This is a genomic window from Mycolicibacterium bacteremicum (assembly GCF_002086115.1).
GTDB classification, from domain to species: domain Bacteria; phylum Actinomycetota; class Actinomycetes; order Mycobacteriales; family Mycobacteriaceae; genus Mycobacterium; species Mycobacterium bacteremicum.
The window spans coordinates 59,830-81,899 of record NZ_MVHJ01000003.1; the positions used below are offsets into that span (position 1 = coordinate 59,830).

The window sequence follows — 22,070 nt, forward strand, 5'->3', positions numbered from 1 at the left end:
GAAGCGACCGCACGATTGGGCATACTGGCGCGGTGTGCGGACTGCTGGCGTATCTGACCGACCCGTCCGTGGAGACCACATCTATGCTGGTCGAAGCGGTTTCGGGAGCCTCGCATCTGATGCGGCACCGCGGCCCGGACGAGCCCGGTACCTGGTCGGACGGCGATGTCGTGTTGGGTTTCAACCGGCTCTCGATCATCGATATCGCGCACAGTCATCAGCCGCTGCGCTGGGGCCCGGCCGAGTCGCCGCAGCGCTATGCGCTGGTCTTCAACGGCGAGATCTACAACTACCTCGAACTGCGTGAGGCGCTGCGGGCCGAACACGGTGCGGTATTTCACACCGACGGCGACGGCGAGGCCATCGTTGCCGGCTTCCATTTCTGGGGTACCGACATCCTGAACCGGCTGCGCGGCATGTTCGCCTTCGCGCTCTGGGACACCGAGACCAACGAGCTGCTGTGCGCGCGCGATCCGTTCGGCATCAAGCCGTTGTACCTGGCGACCGGTCCCGGCGGCACCGTGGTCGGCAGCGAGAAGAAGTGCCTCGTGGATCTGGCCCCGACCGCCGGCCTGGACCTCGACATCGATGAGCGCGCCGTGCAGCACTACACCGTGCTGCAGTACGTGCCCGAGCCCGAGACGCTGCACCGCGGCATCCGCCGCCTGGAGTCGGGCAGCTACGCCGTCGTGCGGCCCGGTCAGGCGCCCGTGATCACCCGCTACTTCCGGCCGCGCTTCCGGTCGGTCCCGTTCGCGGCGGGCAGCGAGCAGTCCCGCTACGACGAGATCACCGCCGTGCTGGAGGACTCCGTCGCCAAGCACATGCGCGCCGACGTGACGGTGGGCGCGTTCCTGTCCGGCGGTATCGACTCGACCGCCATCGCGGCGCTGGCGATGCGGCACAACCCCCGGCTGATCACCTTCACCACCGGCTTCGAGCGGGAGGGTTTCTCGGAGGTCGACGTCGCCGTCGAATCGGCCAAGGCGATCGGTGCGCGCCATGTCACCAAGGTGGTCAGCGCCGAGGAGTTCGTCGCCGCGCTGCCCGAGATCGTCTGGTACCTCGACGAGCCGGTGGCCGACCCGGCGCTGATACCGCTGTTCTTCATCGCCCGCGAGGCGCGCAAGCACGTCAAGGTGGTGCTCTCCGGCGAGGGCGCCGACGAATTGTTCGGCGGTTACACCATCTACCGGGAACCGTTGTCGCTGAAGGCCTTCGACTACATCCCGCGGCCGCTGCGCCGGTCGCTGGGCAAGGCGTCCAAACCACTGCCCGAGGGTATGCGGGGCAAGAGCCTGCTGCACCGCGGCTCGCTGACGCTGGAGCAGCGCTACTACGGCAACGCGCGCAGCTTCTCCGACGAGCAACTGCGGGCGACGCTGCCCGGTTTCCGGCCGGACTGGACCCACACCGACGTCACCGCGCCGCTGTACGCCGAATCGGCCGGCTGGGATCCGGTGGCCAGGATGCAGCACATCGACCTGTTCACCTGGTTGCGCGGGGACATCCTGGTCAAGGCCGACAAGATGACGATGGCCAACTCACTGGAGTTGCGGGTGCCGTTCCTGGACGCCGAGGTGTTCAAGGTGGCCGCCCGGCTGCCGTACGAGGAGAAGATCACCCGCACCACCACCAAATACGCGTTGCGCCGCGCGTTGGAGCCGATCGTGCCCGCGCACGTGCTCAACCGGCCGAAGCTGGGCTTCCCGGTGCCGATCCGGCACTGGCTCAAGACCGGCCCGCTGCTGGACTGGGCCCAGCACACCATCGACACCTCGCAGGCAGGTCATCTGGTGGACCTGGCCGCGGTGCGCACCATGCTCGACGAGCACCGGGCCGGCGCGAGTGATCACAGCCGCCGGTTGTGGACGGTGCTGATCTTCATGCTGTGGCATGCCGTCTTCGTCGACGGCACGGTGACCCCGCAGATCAGCGAACCGACCTACCCCGTCCAGCTCTAGGTCAGCGCCGCGCCGATCTCGGCGCCGGCGTCCTCGCCGAAGGCCGCCGAGATGCGCGCGACCGCGGATTCGCGATCCCAGGTCCACTCCTGCGGACCGGTGGCCTCCAGCACCAGGGTGGCCACCAGCGAGGCGAGCTGCGCCGACCGCTCCAGGCTCAGCCCGGCCGAACGGCCGGTCAGGAATCCGGCCCGGAAGGCGTCGCCGATACCGGTCGGATCGGCCTGATGGGTCTCCGGGACGATCCCGACGTGCACGAAGGTGCCGTCGCTGCCCACGATGTCGACACCCTTGTCCCCCAGTGTCGTGACGCGCAGTTCGATCTGGCTCATCACCTGGGCCTCGGACAGGCCGGACTTCTGCAGCAGCAGGTCCCATTCGTAGTCGTTGGTGAACAGGTAGGTGGCGCCCTCGATCAGGCGGCGGATCTCCTCGCCGTTCAGCCGGGCCAGCTGCTGGGAGGGGTCGGCGGCGAAGGCCAGGCCCAGCTCGCGGCACTGTTCGGTGTGACGGAACATGGCGTCCGGATCGTTGGCGCCGACGATCACCAGTTCGGGTGCGCCGCTGCGCTCGACGAGTTCGGCCAGGTCGATGTTGCGGGCCTCCGACATCGCGCCCGGGTAGAACGACGCGATCTGGGCCATGGCCTCGTCGGTGGTGCAGACGAAGCGCGCGGTGTAGGCGGAGTCGGAGATCAGCACGTTCTCGGTGTTGACGCCGTGACTGTCGAGCCATTGGCGGTAGTCGGCGAAGTCCTGGCCGGCCGCGCCGACGAGGGCCACATCGCCGCCGAGCACGCCGATCGCGAAGGCCATGTTGCCCGCGACGCCGCCCCGGTGCATCACCAGGTCGTCGACCAGGAAGCTCAGCGACACCTTCTGCAGGTGATCGGGCAGCAGTTGCTCGGAGAACTTGCCCGGAAACTTCATCAGATGGTCGGTCGCAATGGATCCGGTCACCGCAATGGTCACGAAAATCAGCCCTTCAAAGTCATCGACGTAGCTAGGCGCACCTTACAGACGCCCGGTGGGCCACGCTTCGCCGGCGATCCCGCCGAGGACGGGTGCGCTAGCCTGCTCCTGAGTCCGATGCTCGTCCCAGATCATCCGAAAGCACCCGATGTCCGGTCCCGTGCCGTATCCCGATTCCCCAGCGCCACAAGGCTTTCCGCCGAATCCCGCGACCCCGCCCGGTCAGTTCGCCGGCGCGTATCCGGGAACACTGCCGCCACCGGTGCCGTACCCGAAGAACAACCGGCGCCGGTGGATCGTCGCCGGGGTGGCCGGCGCGGTGGTGATCGCGGCCGTCGCGGGCACCGCCATCGCGCTGACCGGCGGCGGTGACGAGCAGCCGCCGATGACGGCGCAGACCGTACAGCCGGCGATCCAGGGGTTCCTCGACGCGCTGGCCGACGCCGACGTCGAGGGCATCGCCCGGCACACGCTGTGCGGGCTCTATGACGCGGTCGACGACCGCACATCCGATCTGGCGCTGGCCGAACTGAACGCCGACGGGTTCGCAAAGCAGTACGGCCGGGTGGAGGTGGCCTCGATCGACAAGCTCGTGCCGTGGTCGGCGGATCAGGCTCAGGCGCTGTTCACCATGCGCGTGACCGAACCAGGCTCCGGGCGCGGCGCGGCCGAGGCCGGCTCGGAGATGCAGGCGGTCGCCCAGCTGCTGCAGACCGACGACGAGATCCTGGTCTGCTCCTACGTACAACGGACCGGCTGAGAAGACTCAGCCGGTCCGTTGACGTGAAAGATCAGTTGAACGAGTCGCCGCAGGCGCAGGAGCCCGTGGCGTTCGGGTTGTCGATGGTGAAACCCTGCTTCTCGATGGTGTCGACGAAGTCGATGGTGGCGCCCTGGATGTAGGGCGCGCTCATCCGGTCCACGGTCAGCGCCACGCCACCGAAATCGGTGGTCAGGTCGCCGTCGAGGGTGCGGTCGTCGAAGAACAGGTTGTAGCGCAGACCGGCGCAGCCACCGGGCTGCACAGCGATACGGAGCGCCAGGTCGTCGCGGCCCTCCTGGTCGAGCAGCGCCTTGGCCTTGCTGGCGGCCGCTTCGGTCAGCACCGCACCATGGGTTTCGGTGGTGGTGTCGTCCTGAAGAGTCATTGCTTCTCCTGAAGAAGTGCTCGTGCAAATCGCGATGTGTTCAACGGTACCTTGTCCGGCCACTATTCCCGAGTCGTCGCGGGCCGGTTCACTCCGACAGCCCGGCGGCGACCCGGCGCGCCAACCCGGTCAGCTGGTTGGCGGCGTCGTCCATGGCCAGCTGCACCGAACCGGCGAAATCGGTGACCGAGTGCGCCGCGTGGATCCCGGCCGCGGTCAGCGCCGCCGGGTCCAGGGTGACCTGCCCGGCCAGCACCAGGACCCGGATGCCGCGGACCCGCGCCCCACCGGCCAGTGCGCTGACCACCTTGCCGTGCAGTGACTGGTCGTCGAATCGACCCTCACCGGTGACGATCAGGTCGGCGGCGGCGATGTCGGCGGCCAACCGGGTGTGTTCGGCGATGACGGCGGCGCCGGATTCCCGACGCCCGCCCAACGCCAGCAGCGCCGCGCCCAGTCCCCCGGCCGCACCGGCCCCGGCCTGTCCGGCGATGCCGGGCCCGAGCTCGCGGGCCCATGCGGTCAGCCGTTCCTCGAGCAGCGTCACGGTGGCCGGGTCGGCGCCCTTCTGCGGCCCGAACACCGCCGCGGCACCCATCGGCCCCAGCAGGGGGTGTTCGACGTCGCTGGCGGCGATCAGCTCGATCCCGGTCAGCCGGTGCCGGGCTGCCGACACCCCGCCGAGGGCCTCGATCAGCCCGCGACCGCCATCGGTGGTGGCACTACCGCCCAGGCCGACCACGATGCGTCGGGCCCCCGCCGCCAGCGCGGCCGCGACGAGTTCACCGACGCCACGGGTGTCGGCGGTGACGGCGGTCTGCGGATCCGGGCGCCGCCCCAGCAGGGTCAGGCCACAGGCCTGCGCACATTCGATGTACGCCGTCTCGTCGTGCTGCACCCACTGCGCATCGACCCAGCCACCCAGCGGGCCGTGCACCGTCGCCGAGCGGACCCCGCCCAGCCGGGTGCCCAGCACCTCGACGAAACCGGGGCCGCCGTCGGACTGTGGGGCCAGGGTGAGGGTGTCGGCGCCGCGGGCCTGCGACCAGCCCGTGGCGATGGCCTCGGCGGCCTGCACCGCGGTCAGCGTGTCGCCGAAGCAGTCCGGCGCGATCAACACCGCCAGCCCTGTCATGCCAGCAGCGTAGAGCGTGGCTTTCGGAGGTGCATGCCGGGCGACGACGGCTCGGCAAGTAACCTGGATGACGTGAAACTGCTCGGCCGCCACAAGGACAATCCCGAACCGGAGGACACCGGATCCACGGGAACTCCCGCGACGACGGTCGAGGACGCCGAGCTCCGCAGGACGGCTCCCAAGGGCAGGCCGACCCCCAAACGCAGCGAGGCGACCCGCAAGCGCGGTCCGGTCGCCCCCGCGCCGATGACGACGGCGGAGGCACGCAAGCGCCGTAAGGCCGTCGCCGGCCCGAAGCTGTCCAAGGAAGAACGCAAGGCGCAGAAAGTCACCCGGCGCGCCGACATGGCCGACCGCCGCGAGCGGATGATGGCCGGCGAGGACGCCTACCTGCTGCCCCGCGACAAGGGCCCGGTGCGCCGCTACGTCCGCGATCTGGTCGATGCGCGCCGCAATCTGCTGGGGCTGTTCATGCCGATCGCCCTGGGTCTCATCCTGATCACCCTGTCGGTGCCGACGCCGGCCGTGCAGCAGCCGCTGTCGTTCGCCATGCCGGTGCTGCTGGTCGTGATGGCCATCGATGGTGTGATCGTCGGCCGTTACGTCAACCGCAAGGTCGACGAGAAGTTCCCGGACAACACCGAAACCGGCTTCAAACTCGGCTTCTACGCCGCCAGCCGGGCCTCCCAGCTGCGCCGGATGCGCGCCCCGCGGCCGCAGGTCAACCGCGGCGACGACGTCTGAGCGCTCCCCCATGACCCGTGGCCTGACCCGCCCCGGCGTGCGCGCGTTGATCCTCGGCGGGATCCGCTCGGGCAAGTCGCGGCATGCCGAGCACCTGCTGGCCGGGGCGGATGCCGTGCGCTATCTGGCCACCGGTCCAATCCCCGACGGTGACGACAGCTGGTCGGCCCGCGTCGGCGCGCACCGGGATCGCCGGCCCGCACACTGGTACACCGTCGAAACCGCCGATGTGGCAACCGAATTGCGCACCGACCCGGCCGCACCGACGCTCGTCGACGATATCGGCGGCTGGCTGACCGCGGCCATGGACCGCCGCGGTGCCTGGACCGGCGGTTCGATCCGCGACGACGTCGACGAGCTGTGCGCCGCGGTCGAGGGCGTGACCGGTCCACTGGCGTTGGTCAGCCCGGAGGTCGGGTTGACGGTGGTGTCGGCGACCCCGGCCGGCCGGCTGTTCACCGATGAGCTGGGCACCCTGAACCAGCGGCTGGCCGTCGTGTGCGAGCGCGTCGTGCTGGTCGTCGCCGGTCAACCGCTGGTCGTCAAGGAGTCGGCATGACAGCAGATTTTTCGGCCGTCGTCGCCCCGGATGCCGAGGCCGGCCGGGCCGCCCGGCAGCGTCAGACCACCCTGACCAAACCGCCCGGCTCGCTGGGCCGCCTGGAGGAGTTGTCGGGGTGGGCCGCGGCCTGCCAGGGCGTCTGCCCACCCCGGCAGTTCGAACGCGCCCGGGTGGTGGTGTTCGCCGGCGACCACGGCGTGGCCCGCGCCGGGGTGTCGGCATTCCCACCCGAGGTGACCGCGCAGATGGTCGCCAACTTCGCCGCCGGCGGTGCGGCCATCAACGTGCTGGCCGACCTGGCCGGTGCCGGGGTGCGGGTCGCCGACATCGCGGTGGACGGTGAACCCGCCGACGGCGCGGTCAGTGCCCACCGCATCCGCCGGGCCAGCGGCAACATCGCCGTCGAGGACGCCCTGAGCGCCGAGGAGGCCGTCGCCGCGGTCGCCGCCGGGCGCGCCATCGCCGACGAGGAGGTCGACGCGGGTGCCGATCTGCTGATCGCCGGCGACATGGGCATCGGGAACACCACGCCGGCAACGACATTGATCGCCGCGCTGACCCGATCGGAACCGGTTGCGGTGATCGGGCGCGGCACCGGCATCGATGACGACGGGTGGTCGCGCAAGGTCTCGGCGATCCGGGATGCGCTGTACCGCGCCCGCGCCGTGGTGGCCGATCCGGTGGGTCTGCTGCGGGTGTGCGGCGGCGCCGACCTGGCCGCGATGGCCGGGTTCCTGGCCCAGGCCGCGGTGCGCCGCACGCCGGTCCTGCTCGACGGGGTGGTGGTCACCGCGGCGGCCCTGGTCGCCGACGAACTGGCGCCCGGGGCCCGGGCGTGGTGGCAGGCCGGACACCGCTCCACCGAACCCGCGCACACGCTGGCGCTGCAGCGCCTCGAGCTGGAACCGATCGTCGATCTCGGCATGCGCCTCGGCGAGGGCAGCGGGGCGGCGGTGGCACTGCCGGTGCTGCGCGCCGCGGTGGCCACCCTGGCCTCGATGGCCACCTTCGCCGAAGCGGCCGTGACCGGCGCCCCCGACCCGGACTCATGATCGGTTCGCTGGCCTCGGCGCTCGCGTTCAGCACGGTGCTGCCGGTCCGGACCTCGCACCACTTCGGGCGCGGTGCCCTGACCGCGCTGCCGGTGGTGGGGGTCGCGCTCGGCGCGCTGGCCGCCCTGATCGTCTGGGGTGCGACGCGCCTGCTCGACTCGGGCCCGCTGGCCGGCGTGCTGGCGGTGGCGGCACTGCTGCTGTGCACCCGCGGCCTGCACATCGACGGCATGTCCGACACCGTGGACGGGCTGGGGTGTTACGGAGCACCCGAGCGGGCGCTGGCGGTGATGCGCGACGGCACCGCCGGACCGTTCGGGGTGGCCGCCGTCGTCGTGGTGATCCTGGTGCAGGGCTTGACCTTCGGTGCACTGGAACCCGCGGCGATCATCGTCGCGGTGGTGGCCGGCCGGGTCGCGGTGGTGCTGACCTGCCGGCGGTCGCTGCCCGCGGCACCGGGCAGCACACTGGGTGCGCTGGTGGCCGGATCCCAGCCGCCGTGGGTCGTCGCGGCGTGGACGGCGGCGCTGGCGGTCGCGGCCGTGTTCGTGACGCCGCGGCCGTGGCAGGGCCCGCTGGTCGTGCTGGTCGCCCTGGGCCTGTGCGGCTGGTTGGTCGCGCACTGCGTACGTCGCTTCGGCGGGATCACCGGCGACGTGCTGGGGGCGTCGGTGGAGGTCACGACCACGCTGACGGCGCTCGGGCTGACCGTCGGCTAGCGTCGAACATATGACCGCGTCGACGATCGCGCTGGACAACCGTTTTGCCAGGGAGCTGCCCGAACTGGCCATCAGCTGGCAGGCGCAGACCCCGCCGCAACCCACCCTGACCGTGCTCAACGAGGCATTGGCGCGCGATCTCGGCCTGGATCCGCAATGGTTGCGCACACCGGACGGTATCGGCCTGCTGACCGGAACGGTGCTGCCGCCGGGCACCGAACCCGTCGCGCAGGTGTATGCCGGACACCAGTTCGGCGGGCTGCAGCCCCGCCTCGGCGATGGTCGTGCCCTACTGCTCGGCGAGTTCCCCGACGGTCGAGACCTGCACCTGAAGGGCAGCGGCCGGACGCCCCTATCGCGCGGCGGGGACGGGCTGGCCGCGCTGGGGCCGATGCTGCGCGAATACATCGTCAGCGAAGCCATGTTCGCCCTGAGGATCCCGACCACCCGGTCGCTGTCGGTGGTCGCCACCGGTGCGCCGGTACAGCGGGAGACGGTGCTGCCCGGTGCGGTGCTGGCCCGGGTCGCCGCCAGCCATCTGCGGGTGGGCAGCTTCGTCTACGCCGCGAGCACCGGCGATCTCGGCCTGCTGCGCAGGCTGGCCGATTACGCCATCGCCCGGCACCACCCGCAGTGCGCCGACGCGGACGATCGGTATCTGGCGTTGTTCGACGCGGTGCTCACGGTGCAGGCCGAACTGGTCGCCAAGTGGATGCTGGTGGGTTTCATCCACGGCGTGATGAACACCGACAACGTGCTGATCTCCGGCGAGACCATCGATTACGGGCCGTGCGCGTTCATGGACACCTTCAACCCCGAGACGGTTTTCAGCTCGATCGACAGCTGGGGCCGCTACGCGTACGGGAATCAGCCGGCGATCACCGGCTGGAACCTGGCCCGCTTCGCCGAGACACTGCTGCCGCTGCTCGCCGAGACCGCCGGCGATACCGATCGGGCCATCGAGACCGCGACGACCGCGCTCGGCGAGTTCGCCACCCGTTACCAGCGTGCGTGGCGGGCCGGGATGCGCGCCAAACTCGGCCTGGCCGAGAACAATTCCGAGGATGCACTGATCGACGAGCTGCCCGCGCTGCTGACCGAGCACCAGCTCGACTACACGTCGTTCTTCCGTGGCCTGGCCCGCGGTGACGTGCCGCTGGGCTTCATGGGCTGGGTGCAGCGCTGGCGGGCACACCAGCCCGACACCACGGCGATGAACCGGGTGAATCCGGTCTACATCCCGCGCAACCACCTGGTCGAGGAGGCGCTGGCGGCGGCCACCGCCGGTGATCTGACGCCGGTGCACCGACTGCTGGACGTCCTGCGCGATCCGTTCACCGAACGTCCGGGCCTGGAGCGCTATGCCGGCGCGGGCTCGCAGGATTTCGCCGCGAGCTACCGCACCTTCTGCGGCACCTGACCGCGGCGCTCAGTTCAGCTTGGACATCCAGCCGTGGGTGTCGGCGAAGGTGCCGCGCTGGATCCCGGTCAGGGTGTCGCGCAGGGCCATGGTGATCTCGCCGGGCTGACCGTCGGCGATGGTGAACTCGCCGTCGCGGTGCTTGACGTGCGACACCGGGGTGATGACGGCGGCGGTGCCGCAGGCGAACACCTCGGTGATCTCCCCCGCGGTCGCCTTCTTCTGCCATTCGTCGACATCGATCTTGCGTTCCTCGATGGCGAACCCGGCATCGGTTGCCAACTGCAGCAACGAATCCCGGGTGATCCCCGGCAACAGCGAACCGGACAGCTCCGGGGTGACCAGGCGCGCCGAGCCACCGCTGCCGAACACGAAGAACAGGTTCATCCCGCCCATCTCTTCGACATAGCGCCGTTCCAGGGCGTCCAGCCACACCACCTGATCACAACCGTGCTCGGCGGCCTGGGCCTGGGCCAGCAGCGATGCCGCGTAGTTACCGCCGAACTTGGCCGCACCGGTGCCGCCGGGCGAGGCACGCACGTACTCGTGCGACAGCCACACGCTGACCGGCTTGATCCCACCCTTGAAGTACGCGCCGGCCGGCGAACCGATCACCAGGTAGCGGTATTCATCGGCGGGGCGCACCCCGAGTCCGGGTTCGGTGGCGATGACGAACGGTCGCAGGTACAGCGAGGCCTCACCACCGGCCGCGGGCACCCACTTCTCGTCGACGGCGATCAACTGGCGCAGCGATTCCAGGAAGACCTCGGTCGGTAACTCCGGGATGGCCAGTCGATTCGCCGAGGCCTGCAGCCGCGCGGCGTTGGCCTCGGGGCGGAACGACACGATGGAACCGTCGGTCCAGCGATAGGCCTTGAGCCCTTCGAAGATCTCCTGCGCGTAGTGCAGCACGATGGCCGACGGATCCAGCTCGATCGGCCCGTAGGGCAGCACCTGCGCGTCATGCCATCCCTGGGCACGCGTGTAGCTCAGCGAGACCATGTGGTCGGTGTGATAGCGGCCGAACCCCGGATCGGCCAGGATGCCGTCCCTTACCTCGTCGCTTGCCGGTGAGGTGTTGCGGGCAAGCGTGAATTCGAGAGGGCCGTCAGTCATGAACCGATTGTATAACCCGTTGGCTAGCGGTTTTGGCGCCCGCCGCGGGGCGCTACCGGGTGCGCGCTGTCACGAACGGCGGCTTGATGACCTCGCACTCCAGCGCCCGGCCGCGCACATCGACGGTGACGGTCTGCCCGTCCTCGATACCCGCCGCGGTGTCGATGAGCGCCAGCGCGATACCGACCTTCAGCGACGGCGAGAACGTCCCCGATGTCGTGGTGCCCACCACCGTCTCGCCGTCCAGCACGTCGAGATCGGCGCGCAGCACACCGCGCCCCACCGCCTTGAGCCCGCGCAGCGTGCGGATGGGCCCGGCCTGCTTTTCGGCCAGCAGCGCGTCGCGGCCCCAGAACGCGTCCTTGCGCCAGCCGACGGCCCAGCCGGTGCGGGCCTGCAGCGGTGAGATGTCCAGGGACAGTTCGTGACCGTGCAGCGGGTACCCCATCTCGGTGCGCAGTGTGTCGCGGGCGCCCAGGCCGGCCGGTTGCCCGCCCGCGGCCCGGACCGCGTCGACCAGGGCGTCGAACACGACGGCGGCGCGGTCCCATTCGGGGAGCAGCTCGAAACCCTGCTCGCCGGTGTAACCGGTGCGGCACACCCGCACCGGGACGCCGCCGTACTCGGCGTCGGCGTACCCCATGTAATCCATCGAGGTGGGCAGTCCGAGCCGGCCGACGACCTCGGCCGCCTTGGGTCCCTGCACCGCCAGCACCGCATAGGAGCGGTGCTCGTCGGTGATGGTGAGTCCGGCCGGCGCCCGGCGCTGCAGTTCGGCCACCACCGCCGCGGTATTGGCCGCGTTGGGTACCAGGAAGATCTCGTCGTCGGCGACGTAGTAGGCGATCAGATCATCGATCACGCCACCGGAGTCGTTGCAGCACAACGTGTACTGCGCCTTGCCGGGCCCGATCCGGTTCAGGTCGTTGGTGAAGGCGCTGTTGACGTAGGCCGCGGCGCCCGGACCCTTGACCAGCGCCTTGCCCAGATGGCTGACGTCGAACAGGCCGACCGTCTCGCGGGTGGCGGTGTGTTCGGCGACGGTGCCCGCATAGGACACCGGCATCAGCCAGCCGCCGAACTCGGCGAAGGCGGCGCCCAGCGCGCGGTGTTGTTCTTCCAGCGGTCCGTGCAGCACGTCATCACTCACGAACTCACCCTAATGCGGCACCCGCTGCTGGCACACTTGCCCGGTGGTGGATTTCGACGCGCTGGCCGCCGGTGGGATCGCCGACGCGCGCGACCGGGCGCCGCTGATCGAATATCTCGACGGGCTGGGGTTCACCGCCGAGCAGATGATCGACGCCGAGCGGCGCGGACGGCTGTTCGGGCTGGCCGGCGACGTCGTGCAGTTGTCCGGTCCCCCGGTGCACAGCCTGCGCAGCGCGGCCGCCGAACTGGGCCTGCCGGTCGCCGAGGTCGGCCGCGCCTGGACGGCCCTCGGGCTCACGGTGGCCGGTCCCGACGACATCGTGCTCAGCCGGCCGGATGTGGACGGCCTGGCACTGTGGGCCGATATGCGCGCAGCCGTCGGTGACGAGGCGGCCACCGGCCTGTTGCGGGTCGTCGGTTCGGTGCTGGCCCGACTGTCCGAGGCGGTCGCCTCGATGATCCGGCACGCCAATCCGGGCATCCAGATCGAGCGGTCCCACGACGAGCTGATCACCGCCCGCACCTACCGTGAGGCCGCGGAGTTCGTGCCCCGCCTGGGTGCGCTGATCGACGCCGTGCACCGACACCACCTGCAGAACACCCGCCGCTATCTGGAATTGGTGGCGCACGAGGACTCCTCGACGGTGGTGTGCGGCGTCGGATTCGCCGACCTGTCCGGCTTCACCGCGCTGACCCAGACCCTGGAAACGCTGGAGCTGGCCGCGCTGCTCAACGAATTCAGCGGTGCCGCAGCCGATGTCATCTATGCCGCAGGCGGCCGGCTGGTGAAGTTCATCGGCGACGAGGTCATGTGGGTGGCGCCGACCCCGCAGCAGCTGGCCACGGTCGCGGCCGATCTCGTCGGCCATCCCAAGGCCGCCGAGGCCGGCCTGCCGATCCGGGCCGGTCTGGATTTCGGCACCGTGCTGGCCACCGGCGGCGATTATTTCGGCAGTCCGGTCAACAGGGCGGCCCGGCTGGTGGCCGCCGCCGCACCCGGACAGATCCTGGTCTCGGCGACGCTGCACGAGCTGCTGCCCGGGGTGCGGGTGAGCGCTCCGGCCGCGCTCACCCTGAAGGGCTTCGCCGAGCCGGTCACCGCGTACGCGCTGATTCCTGATTAGGGTTGACCGGGTGAGCAGCGCACCCGGATACCAGGCCCCGACCGTCACCGTCAGCTCGTCCCTGCCCGGCAGGGGTGTCACCGACGCCGTCTTGCTGGTCGGCGTGGTCAGCGGAGACGACGGCCCCGTGGTGGCCGGCGCCCAGACCCACCTCGGCGCCGATGCCGTCACCGCAATCGAATCCGGCCTGCGGGCGCTCAATGCGACCGGTGGCGAGGGCCAGCTGCACCGACTGGTGGTGACCGGCCTGCCGGTGGCCAGCGTGCTGACCGTCGGTCTCGGCGACCCGCGCGAGGAATGGCCCGCGGACACCATCCGTCGGGCGGCCGGTGCGGCGGCCCGCTCACTGGACAAGGTCGGCACCGTCGTCGCCGCACTCGCCGGCCTCGATCTCGGCGCCACCGTCGAGGGCCTGATCCTGGGGGCCTACCGGTTCACCGACTTCCGCAGCGCCAAGACCGCGCCCAAGGACACCGGCCTGACCAAGATCGTCGCGCTGGCCGCCGACACCAAGGCCGCCACCAAGGCGCAGGTCCAGCGTGCGGTCGACATCGCGACCTCGGTCGCCACCGCCCGCGATTTCGTGAACACCCCGCCCAGCCATCTCTACCCCGACGAATTCGCCAAGCAGGCAAAGGCTTTGGGTGAGGCCGCCGGTCTGACCGTCGAGGTGCTCGACGACAAGGCGTTGGCCAAGGGCGGTTACGGCGGCATCATCGGCGTCGGCAAGGGTTCCTCGCGCCCGCCCCGGCTGGTACGCCTGGCCCACAAGGGCGGCGGCCGGCGCGCCAAGAAGGTGGCGCTGGTCGGCAAGGGCATCACCTTCGACACCGGCGGCATCTCGATCAAGCCGGCGGCGAACATGCACCACATGACCTCCGACATGGGTGGGGCGGCGGCGGTCGTGGCCACCGTGGTGCTGGCCGCCAAGCAGAAACTGCCCATCGACGTCATCGCCTACGTGCCGATGGCCGAGAACATGCCCTCGGCCACCGCGCAGCGCCCCGGCGACGTGCTGACCCAGTACGGCGGCACCACCGTCGAGGTGCTCAACACCGACGCCGAGGGCCGGCTGGTGCTGGCCGACGCCATCGTGCGGGCCTGCGAGGATGATCCCGACTACCTGATCGAGACGTCCACGCTGACCGGCGCGCAGACGGTCGCCCTGGGTGCGCGCACCCCGGGCGTGATGGGCAGCGACGACTTCCGTGACCGGGTGGCCGAGCTGTCCCAGGCCATCGGCGAGAACGGCTGGGCCATGCCGCTGCCCGAGGAACTGAAGGACGACCTCAAGTCCCAGGTCGCCGACCTGGCCAATGTCAGCGCCTCGCGCTACGCCGGGATGCTGGTGGCCGGGGTGTATCTGCGTGAGTTCGTCGCCGAGGGTGTCGAGTGGGCGCATATCGACATCGCCGCACCGGCCTACAACACCGGCGGGCCGTGGGGGTACACCCCCAAGGGCGGTACCGGCGTACCGACCCGGACCATGTTCGCGGTCCTGGAGGACATCGCCGCCAACGGCTAGTTTTCAGTGCGTCGCGGGCTACATGATGTTGCCGCCGCGGGCGGTGCTGCGCATCACCTGCGGGAAGGCGTGTGCGACGCCGTAGACGAGGTAGGCCTCGGCGTTGACCGGCCGGACCGGCTTGTTGTTGCGCACCGCGTCGATGATCGCCTTGGCCACCTTGTCCGGCCCCACCCGGCGCACCGCGAAGCCGCGCCGGGCCCGCGCGCGGATGGTGTCGGCGTCGTAGCCGCGGTCTTCGGGCAGGGAGAACCGGGTGGCCTCGACGATGTTGGTGCCGACCACCCCGGGGCAGATCGTCGACACCTTCACATCCGCCGAATCCAGCTCGGCGCGTAGACAATCGGAGAACATGAACACCGCCGCCTTGGACGTGCAGTAGGCGTTCATCACGTTCAGCGGGGCGTAGGACGCCATCGACGCGACGTTGACGATGTGTCCGCCGATACCCCGGTCGGCCAGCCGTTTCCCGAACGAACGGCAGCCGTTGATGACGCCACCGAAGTTGATGTCCAGCACCCGCGCGTACTCCTCGGCCGGGGTGTCCAGGAAGAAGCCGGCCTGCCCGACGCCGGCGTTGTTGATCACGATGTCGGGCACGCCGTGGGTGTCGCACACCTGCTCGGCGAAGCGTTCCACGGCGTCGGCATCGGCCACATCGAGCCGGTAGGGGTGGGCGGTGCCGCCGGCGGTGACGATCTGCGCGGCGGTTTCCGCGGCGGCGGCTTCGTCGATATCGCTGACCACGACCTCGGCCCCGCGTTCGGCGAAGGCCAGCGCGGTGGCCCGCCCGATCCCGCTGCCGGCACCGGTGATCGAGACCAGCTGATCGCCGAACGGCGCGCGCGGCAGCCCGACCCGGGCGCGGGCCAGGGTGCGCGCCGGCGGCGCCCCGTCGAGATGGTCGACGAGTTCGTTGACGGCGGCAGCCAGCGGGGCCGGATGCGACATCGGCGCCCAGTGCCCGGCGTCGAGGTCGCGACGCCACAGCAGCGGCACCCACCGTCCGATCTCGTCGTAGGTGTACGGGCGCACGTACGGGTCGCGCCGGTTCACGATCAGCTGAACCGGCACGCCCACCTCGTGATCGGTGCGCGGCTGGCGCAGCGTCCGGAAGTAGTTGGCCCGGTAGACCTTCATGCTGCGGGCGGCGTCGGCGGCCAGCGCGGGCGAATGGTGGATGTCCGTCGGCTTGACGCCGGCGCGCGTGAGCCGTCGTGTCATCGCGCCGCGGGCAAAGGCCAGCCGCACCGCGGCCGGCGCCAGTACCGGGGTGGAGAACGCGCCCATGTAGGACAGCCGGGCCAGCTGGGCCAGCCCGCGGCCGAACCGCCGCGGCCGGTAGGGCATCCGCAGCCCGTCCTTGACGTAGCGGTTGAGGTGCCGGCTGCTCGGCCCGGACACCGAGGTGAACGATGCCACCACCGATGCCGCACCGGGCCGGCCGAGGTACTCCCACACCCCGACCGAACCCCAGTCGTGGGCCAGCACGTGCACCGGTCGTTGCGGGCTGACCGCGGCGGCGACGGCGGCGAAGTCGTCGGCGTAGCGGGCCATGCTGTAGGCGGCCACCGGCCGGGGCACATCGGATTTCCCGACGCCGCGATTGTCGTAGCGGACCACCCGGAAACGCCCGGCCAGCAGCGGCGCCACGCCGTCCCACAGCACGTGCGAGTCCGGCCAACCGTGCACCAGCACCACCGCGGGCGCGTCCGGGTCGCCTTCCTCCCAGACGGCGATCCGGGTGCCGTCACCGCTGGTGACGAACCGTTCGGTGACTGCTGGCATGGTTACCCCTCTAGTTCACGACGGCGTTCCCGGTCGCGTTCGATCCGGCGTCGCGCATCGTAGTCGCGCATGCGCTGGGGGTAGCCGACCTTCTGCACGTCGTACACCGGGATGTTGAGCTGCTTGCTCAGCCGTTTGGCGCCGGCGTCCCCGCCGGTGCGCCGCCGGGTCCACTCACCGTCGACGGCCACCAGCACCACGGTGACCTCGGTGACGGTGGTCTGCGGTTCGACGAAGGCCTCCACGCCGGTGTGGGTCGCGACCCACTGGCGGAGGTAGTCGAGGTCGGCCGAAGCCTGCTTACGGGTCTGCGTGCCGGCGCCCCCGCGCCCCCGGCGCCACCTGTCGAACAGTCCCAACTGGGGTTACTCCTCTCGGATGTCACCTTCGATGGTGCCAGAGCAACCGGTGGGGACGTCCGTGACGACCGCGTGCGACGGACGTGACAGGATAGAAGCGCACCGCATTCGACACGTGACGATGACTTTCGAGGAGTCAAAACCCATGGCAATCTCAGTCCAGATGCCCGCACTCGGTGAGAGCGTGACAGAGGGGACCGTCACACGATGGCTCAAGCAGGAGGGCGACACCGTCGCCGTCGACGAGCCGCTGCTTGAGGTTTCCACCGACAAGGTCGACACCGAGATCCCGTCGCCCGCCGCGGGCGTGCTCACCAAGATCATCGCGGCCGAGGACGACGTCGTCGAGGTCGGTGGCGACCTCGCGCTGATCGGCGAGGAGGGCGAGTCCGCCCCGACCGGCGATTCCACTCCCGCCGAAGAGGCCGAGCCGGAGCCCGAACCCGAACCGGAGCCCGAGCCCGCCGCCGAAGAGTCCGAGCCGCAAGAGTCCGAACCCCAGGAATCCAAGCCCGCCAAGCCGGCCGCGTCCGGCGGGGGTGAGTCCACCTCCGTGAAGATGCCGGAGCTGGGCGAGTCGGTCACCGAGGGCACCGTCACCCGCTGGCTGAAGAAGGTCGGCGACGAGGTTGCCGTCGACGAGCCGCTGGTCGAGGTCTCCACCGACAAGGTCGACACCGAGATCCCGTCGCCGGTCGCCGGCACGCTGCTGTCGATCAGCGCCGAGGAGGACGATGTCGTCGCGGTCGGCGGCGAGCTCGCCAAGATCGGCGAGGCCGGTGCCGAGGCCGCCGTCGAACCCGAACCAGAGCCCGAGCCCGAGCCCAAGGAAGAGGCCAAGCCCGAACCCAAGCCGGAGCCCAAGCAAGAGGCCAAGCCCGAACCCAAGCCGGAGCCGAAGCCCGAACCCAAGCAAGAAACCAAGCCCGAACCCAAGTCCGATCCCGCACCGGCGGCCGCCGGCAGCGAATCCGATGCCAACCCGTATGTCACCCCGCTGGTGCGCAAGCTCGCCTCGGAGAACGGCGTCGACCTGGCCTCGGTGAAGGGCACCGGGGTCGGTGGGCGGATCCGCAAGCAGGATGTGTTGGCCGCGGCGGAGAGCAAGAAGTCGAGCACCGAGCAGGCCGCCGAGGCGCCCGCCAAGGCGCCGGCCGCCGCGATGGCGCCGGCCAACGCCAACACCAGCCCGGCGCCGCTGTCGCATCTGCGGGGCACCACCCAGAAGGCGAACCGGATCCGTCAGCTCACCGCGAAGAAGACCCGCGAGTCGCTGCAGGCCACCGCGCAGCTGACGCAGACCCACGAGGTCGATCTGACCAAGATCGTGGCGCTGCGGGCCAAGGCGAAGAAGAGCTTCGCCGAGCGCGAGGGCGTCAACCTGACGTTCCTGCCGTTCTTCGCCGTCGCCGTGGTCGATGCCCTCAAGGCGCATCCCAACGTGAACGCCAGCTACAACGAGGACACCAAGGAGATCACCTACTACGACGCCGAGCACCTCGGCTTCGCGGTGGACACCGAGCAGGGTCTGCTCTCCCCCGTCGTGCACAACGCCGGTGATCTCTCGCTGGCCGGGCTGGCCCGGGCCATCGCCGATATCGCCGCGCGCGCCCGGTCGGGCAACCTCAAGCCCGACGAGCTCTCCGGTGGCACCTTCACCATCACCAACATCGGCAGCCAGGGCGCGCTGTTCGACACCCCGATCCTGGTACCGCCGCAGGCGGCGATGCTGGGCACCGGCGCCATCGTCAAGCGGCCGCGGGTGATCGTCGACGAGTTCGGCAACGAGTCGATCGGCGTGCGGTCGGTGGCCTACCTGCCGCTCACCTACGATCACCGGCTCATCGACGGCGCGGACGCGGGACGCTTCCTGACCACGATCAAGCGGCGGCTTGAAGAGGGCGCGTTCGAGGCCGATCTGGGGCTGTAACCGATGACCGAGCAGGTCATCGCCGTCGCGGGGTCGTCGGGGCTCATCGGTTCTGCCCTGACGACCACGCTGCGCGCCGCCGAGCACCGGGTGCTGCGCCTGGTGCGCCGCGCGCCGTCCGGTGCCGACGAGGTGTTCTGGGATCCGGACTCCGGCCGACTCGACATCGACGCGCTGACCGGTGTCGACGCGGTGATCAACCTGTGCGGTGTCGGTGTCGCGGACCAACGGTGGTCGGGTGCGTTCAAGCAGAGCCTGCGTGACAGCCGGATCGGGCCGACCGAGGTGCTGGCCGCGGCCGTCGCCGAGGTCGGGATCCCGCTGCTGATCAATGCCAGTGCGGTCGGCTTCTACGGCGACACCCGCAACCGGATGGTCGACGAGACCGCACCGCGGGGCGACGGGTTCCTGGCCCAGCTGTGCGCCGATTGGGAGGCGTCGACGGCCGCGGCGTCCGACGCCGGCGCCCGGGTGGTGCTGCTGCGCACCGGTCTGGTGCTCTCCCCCAGCGGCGGCATGCTCAGCCGGCTGCGGCCGATCTTCGGGCTTGGCCTCGGTGCCCGGCTGGGCAACGGGCGCCAGTACTTCCCGTGGATCAGCCTGGAGGACGTGATCAGGGCCATCCGCTTCGCGCTGCGCCACGACGCGCTGTCGGGTCCGGTGAATCTGACCGGACCGGCACCGGTCACCAACGGGGAGTTCACCGCCGCATTCGGGCGCGCCCTGCACCGGCCGACGCCGATGATCGTGCCCGGTTTCGCGCTGCGCGCCGCGCTCGGCGAGTTCGCCGACGAGGGACTGCTGGCCGGGCAGCGCGCCATCCCGGCCGCTCTGGAACGGGCCGGTTTCGTGTTCGCGCACAACACCGTCGGCGAGGCACTGACCTATGTCACCTCCGGTGTCCCACCGGCGTGAGTATCTGGCCGGTGTCCCACCGGCGTGAGTATCTGGCCGGTGTCCCACCGGCGTAGCGTCTAGCTGTGAACTCCATCCGCTCCTCGGCCGAACCGATGCAGGTACGCCTGCTGGGCACCCTGGACTATCAGCAGGCCTGGCAGCTGCAGCGCGAGATCGCCGACGCGCGGGTTGCCGGTGGCCCGGACACGCTGCTGCTGCTCGAGCATCCGCCGGTGTACACCGCGGGCAAACGCACCGAGGACCACGAACGCCCGGTCGACGGTGTCCCGGTGGTGGACACCGACCGCGGCGGCAAGATCACCTGGCACGGGCCGGGTCAGCTGGTCGGTTATCCGATCATCGGGTTGGCCGAGCCGCTGGACGTGGTGAACTTCGTTCGGCGCCTTGAGGAAGCACTGATCACCGTGTGCGCCGAACTCGGCCTGCCGACGACGCGCATCGACGGACGCTCCGGGGTCTGGGTGCCCGCGACGAATGCCGCCCCGGCCCGCAAGGTCGGCGCCATCGGCATCCGGGTGGCCCGCGGGGTCACCCTGCACGGCTTCGCCCTCAACTGCGACTGCGACCTCGGCGCGTTCGGCGGGATCATCCCGTGCGGTATCACCGACGCCGGCGTCACCTCACTGACCGCCGAGCTGGGGCGCCACGTCGGGGTGAAAGATGTCACGGACGCCGTCGCCGACGCCGTCTCCGGCGCTTTGGACGGGCGAATCCGCGTAGCATTGACGTCGTGACTGTCGTACCGGAAGGCCGTAAACTCCTGCGCCTCGAGGTGCGCAATGCCGAGACCCCCATCGAGCGCAAGCCGCCGTGGATCAAGACCAAACTGCGCACCGGTCCGGAGTACACCGAACTGAAGAGCCTGGTCCGCCGCGAGGGTCTGCACACCGTCTGCGAAGAGGCCGGCTGCCCCAACATCTACGAGTGCTGGGAGGACCGCGAGGCCACCTTCCTCATCGGTGGTGAACAGTGCACCCGGCGCTGCGACTTCTGCCAGATCGACACCGGCAAGCCCGCCGAACTGGATCGTGACGAGCCGCGCCGCGTCGCCGAGAGTGTGCAGGCGATGGGTCTGCGCTACTCGACGGTCACCGGGGTGGCCCGCGATGATCTTCCCGACGGCGGCGCGTGGCTCTACGCCGAGACCGTGCGGCAGATCCACGAGCTCAACCCGAACACCGGCGTCGAGCTGCTGGCCCCGGACTTCAACGCGATTCCCGAACAGCTGGCCGAGGTGTTCGAGTCCCGTCCGGAGGTGTTCGCGCACAACGTCGAGACGGTGCCGCGCATCTTCAAGCGGATCCGGCCGGCCTTCCGCTACCAGCGCAGCCTCGATGTCATCACCGCCGCACGCGATTTCGGGCTGGTGACCAAGAGCAACCTGATCCTCGGCATGGGCGAGACGCCCGAGGAGGTGCGCACCGCGCTGGTCGATCTGCACTCCGCGGGCTGCGACATCGTCACCATCACCCAGTACCTGCGCCCGTCGCCGCGCCACCACCCCGTCGAGCGTTGGGTGCGGCCCGAGGAATTCGTCGAGCATTCCGACTACGCCAAGAGCATCGGCTTCACCGGTGTGCTGGCCGGACCGCTGGTGCGATCGTCCTACCGGGCGGGCAAGTTGTATGCCGAGGCTGCGCGGGTCAGAGCAGCCGCCGGCGCATCGTAAACTTGTCGAATGGCGAAATCGCGTAACCCCGCCCAGACCAAGGCCGCCAAGGCCGAGGCGAAGGCCGCCCGCAAGGCTGCGTCCAAGCAGCGCCGCAGTCAGCTGTGGCAGGCCTTCCAGATCCAGCGCAAAGAGGACAAGCGGCTGCTGCCGTACATGATCGGCGCGTTCGTCGTCATCGTGGGCGCCTCGATCGCGCTCGGCGTGCTGGCCGGCGGTTTCACCATGTACATGCTGATCCCGCTGGGCATCATCCTGGGCGCGCTGGTGGCCTTCATCATCTTCGGTCGCCGCGCGCAGAAGTCGGTGTACCGCAAGGCCGAGGGCCAGACCGGTGCGGCCGCCTGGGCGCTGGACAACCTGCGCGGACGCTGGCGGGTCACCCCGGGTGTCGCGGCCACCGGACACTTCGACGCCGTGCACCGGGTGGTCGGCCGCCCGGGTGTCATCCTGGTCGGTGAGGGTTCCGCGAACCGGGTGAAACCGCTTCTGGCGCAGGAGAAGAAGAAGACCGCGCGGCTGGTCGGCGATGTGCCGATCTACGACATCGTGGTGGGCAACGGCGACGGTGAGGTGCCGCTGGCCAAGCTGGAGCGCCACCTGGGCAAGCTGCCGGCCAATATCACCGTCAAGCAGATGGATTCGCTGGAGTCGAAGCTGGTGGCGCTGGGCTCCAAGATCGGCCCGGCCGCCATGCCGAAGGGCCCGCTGCCCAACCAGGCCAAGATGCGCGGCGTCGGACGCACCGTCCGCCGCAAATAGTCGCAAGCGCAA

21 protein-coding genes are annotated in these 22,070 nt (G+C 70.2%); 14 read left to right on the forward strand and 7 right to left on the reverse strand.

Annotation, left to right across the window (positions count from 1 at the left end):
• The first annotated feature begins 32 nt into the window (after positions 1-32).
• Complete coding sequence (asnB, locus tag BST17_RS04430; RefSeq protein ID WP_083055731.1) at positions 33-1,964, forward strand: asparagine synthase (glutamine-hydrolyzing); 1,932 nt, start codon at positions 33-35, stop codon at positions 1,962-1,964.
• Here the strand turns inward: asnB and BST17_RS04435 are convergent.
• A complete protein-coding gene (locus BST17_RS04435) occupies positions 1,961-2,935 on the reverse strand; it encodes a carbohydrate kinase family protein (protein ID WP_083055732.1) in 975 nt (324 codons plus the stop codon). The two genes, asnB and BST17_RS04435, sit on opposite strands and share 4 nt — an antisense overlap.
• 148 nt (positions 2,936-3,083) lie before the next feature.
• Between BST17_RS04435 and BST17_RS04440 the strand changes: the two genes are divergently transcribed.
• A complete protein-coding gene (locus tag BST17_RS04440; RefSeq protein WP_083055733.1) occupies positions 3,084-3,695 on the forward strand; it encodes an Rv0361 family membrane protein in 612 nt (203 codons plus the stop codon).
• A 31-nt stretch (positions 3,696-3,726) separates the two neighbouring features.
• Here the strand turns inward: BST17_RS04440 and BST17_RS04445 are convergent, their stop codons facing one another.
• Both BST17_RS04445 and BST17_RS04450 read right to left on the reverse strand, forming a co-directional pair.
• Positions 3,727-4,083: a HesB/IscA family protein gene (locus BST17_RS04445; RefSeq protein WP_073854086.1), complete on the reverse strand. Its 357-nt coding sequence runs from the start codon at positions 4,081-4,083 to the stop codon at positions 3,727-3,729.
• 88 nt (positions 4,084-4,171) lie between these two features.
• A complete protein-coding gene (locus BST17_RS04450) occupies positions 4,172-5,218 on the reverse strand; it encodes a glycerate kinase family protein (protein ID WP_083055734.1) in 1,047 nt (348 codons plus the stop codon).
• A gap of 72 nt (positions 5,219-5,290) precedes the next feature.
• Here BST17_RS04450 and BST17_RS04455 point away from each other — a divergent pair, with 72 nt between their 5' ends.
• The 5 genes from BST17_RS04455 to BST17_RS04475 are packed head-to-tail and all read left to right on the forward strand — an operon-like array spanning position 5,291 to position 9,715.
• Entirely contained in the window at positions 5,291-5,962 is a 672-nt protein-coding gene (locus BST17_RS04455; RefSeq protein WP_083056044.1) for a DUF3043 domain-containing protein, read from the forward strand.
• A gap of 37 nt (positions 5,963-5,999) precedes the next feature.
• Complete coding sequence (locus BST17_RS04460; protein WP_083056046.1) at positions 6,000-6,521, forward strand: bifunctional adenosylcobinamide kinase/adenosylcobinamide-phosphate guanylyltransferase; 522 nt, start codon at positions 6,000-6,002, stop codon at positions 6,519-6,521.
• The gene (gene cobT, locus BST17_RS04465; RefSeq protein WP_083055735.1) at positions 6,518-7,576 is read left to right on the forward strand and encodes a nicotinate-nucleotide--dimethylbenzimidazole phosphoribosyltransferase; all 1,059 of its coding nucleotides are present in this window, start codon (positions 6,518-6,520) and stop codon (positions 7,574-7,576) included. Before BST17_RS04460 ends, cobT begins: the two co-directional genes overlap by 4 nt.
• Positions 7,573-8,295, forward strand: coding sequence for an adenosylcobinamide-GDP ribazoletransferase (locus tag BST17_RS04470; RefSeq protein ID WP_083055736.1), 723 nt, complete (start codon positions 7,573-7,575; stop codon positions 8,293-8,295). The genes cobT and BST17_RS04470 overlap by 4 nt, the downstream gene beginning before the upstream one ends.
• A gap of 10 nt (positions 8,296-8,305) precedes the next feature.
• Entirely contained in the window at positions 8,306-9,715 is a 1,410-nt protein-coding gene (locus BST17_RS04475) for a protein adenylyltransferase SelO (protein WP_083055737.1), read from the forward strand.
• A gap of 9 nt (positions 9,716-9,724) precedes the next feature.
• On the opposite strand, the gene BST17_RS04480 is transcribed toward BST17_RS04475, so the two are convergent.
• Together BST17_RS04480 and gcvT are read right to left on the reverse strand one after the other, a co-directional pair.
• On the reverse strand, positions 9,725-10,831 hold the full coding sequence (locus tag BST17_RS04480) for a branched-chain amino acid aminotransferase (RefSeq protein WP_083055738.1): 1,107 nt from the start codon (positions 10,829-10,831) through the stop codon (positions 9,725-9,727).
• 52 nt (positions 10,832-10,883) lie between these two features.
• Positions 10,884-11,981 carry a glycine cleavage system aminomethyltransferase GcvT gene (gcvT, locus tag BST17_RS04485; RefSeq protein WP_083055739.1) on the reverse strand — a complete coding sequence of 366 codons (1,098 nt, stop codon included), beginning with the start codon at positions 11,979-11,981 and terminating at the stop codon, positions 10,884-10,886.
• A 43-nt stretch (positions 11,982-12,024) separates the two neighbouring features.
• Between gcvT and BST17_RS04490 the strand changes: the two genes are divergently transcribed.
• Both BST17_RS04490 and BST17_RS04495 read left to right on the forward strand, forming a co-directional pair.
• Complete coding sequence (locus BST17_RS04490; RefSeq protein ID WP_083055740.1) at positions 12,025-13,107, forward strand: adenylate/guanylate cyclase domain-containing protein; 1,083 nt, start codon at positions 12,025-12,027, stop codon at positions 13,105-13,107.
• A gap of 10 nt (positions 13,108-13,117) precedes the next feature.
• Positions 13,118-14,632: a leucyl aminopeptidase gene (locus BST17_RS04495; protein ID WP_083055741.1), complete on the forward strand. Its 1,515-nt coding sequence runs from the start codon at positions 13,118-13,120 to the stop codon at positions 14,630-14,632.
• An 18-nt stretch (positions 14,633-14,650) separates the two neighbouring features.
• On the opposite strand, the gene BST17_RS04500 is transcribed toward BST17_RS04495, so the two are convergent.
• Both BST17_RS04500 and BST17_RS04505 read right to left on the reverse strand, forming a co-directional pair.
• On the reverse strand, positions 14,651-16,420 hold the full coding sequence (locus BST17_RS04500) for an SDR family oxidoreductase (protein ID WP_083055742.1): 1,770 nt from the start codon (positions 16,418-16,420) through the stop codon (positions 14,651-14,653).
• Between the two features lie 2 nt (positions 16,421-16,422).
• Complete coding sequence (locus BST17_RS04505) at positions 16,423-16,779, reverse strand: oxidoreductase (RefSeq protein WP_083055743.1); 357 nt, start codon at positions 16,777-16,779, stop codon at positions 16,423-16,425.
• A gap of 145 nt (positions 16,780-16,924) precedes the next feature.
• Between BST17_RS04505 and sucB the strand changes: the two genes are divergently transcribed.
• From sucB to BST17_RS04530, 5 genes are all read left to right on the forward strand, one after another.
• Positions 16,925-18,709, forward strand: coding sequence for a 2-oxoglutarate dehydrogenase, E2 component, dihydrolipoamide succinyltransferase (sucB, locus tag BST17_RS04510; protein WP_083055744.1), 1,785 nt, complete (start codon positions 16,925-16,927; stop codon positions 18,707-18,709).
• Positions 18,710-18,712: 3 nt separating this feature from the next.
• Positions 18,713-19,624 carry a TIGR01777 family oxidoreductase gene (locus BST17_RS04515; RefSeq protein ID WP_083055745.1) on the forward strand — a complete coding sequence of 304 codons (912 nt, stop codon included), beginning with the start codon at positions 18,713-18,715 and terminating at the stop codon, positions 19,622-19,624.
• Positions 19,625-19,689: 65 nt separating this feature from the next.
• Positions 19,690-20,361 (forward strand): lipoyl(octanoyl) transferase LipB, encoded by a 672-nt coding sequence (lipB, locus tag BST17_RS04520; RefSeq protein ID WP_083055746.1) that lies wholly within the window; start codon positions 19,690-19,692, stop codon positions 20,359-20,361.
• Entirely contained in the window at positions 20,358-21,296 is a 939-nt protein-coding gene (gene lipA, locus BST17_RS04525) for a lipoyl synthase (RefSeq protein WP_083055747.1), read from the forward strand. The genes lipB and lipA overlap by 4 nt, the downstream gene beginning before the upstream one ends.
• A gap of 9 nt (positions 21,297-21,305) precedes the next feature.
• Complete coding sequence (locus BST17_RS04530) at positions 21,306-22,058, forward strand: DUF4191 domain-containing protein (protein WP_083055748.1); 753 nt, start codon at positions 21,306-21,308, stop codon at positions 22,056-22,058.
• The last annotated feature ends 12 nt before the right edge of the window (positions 22,059-22,070 follow it).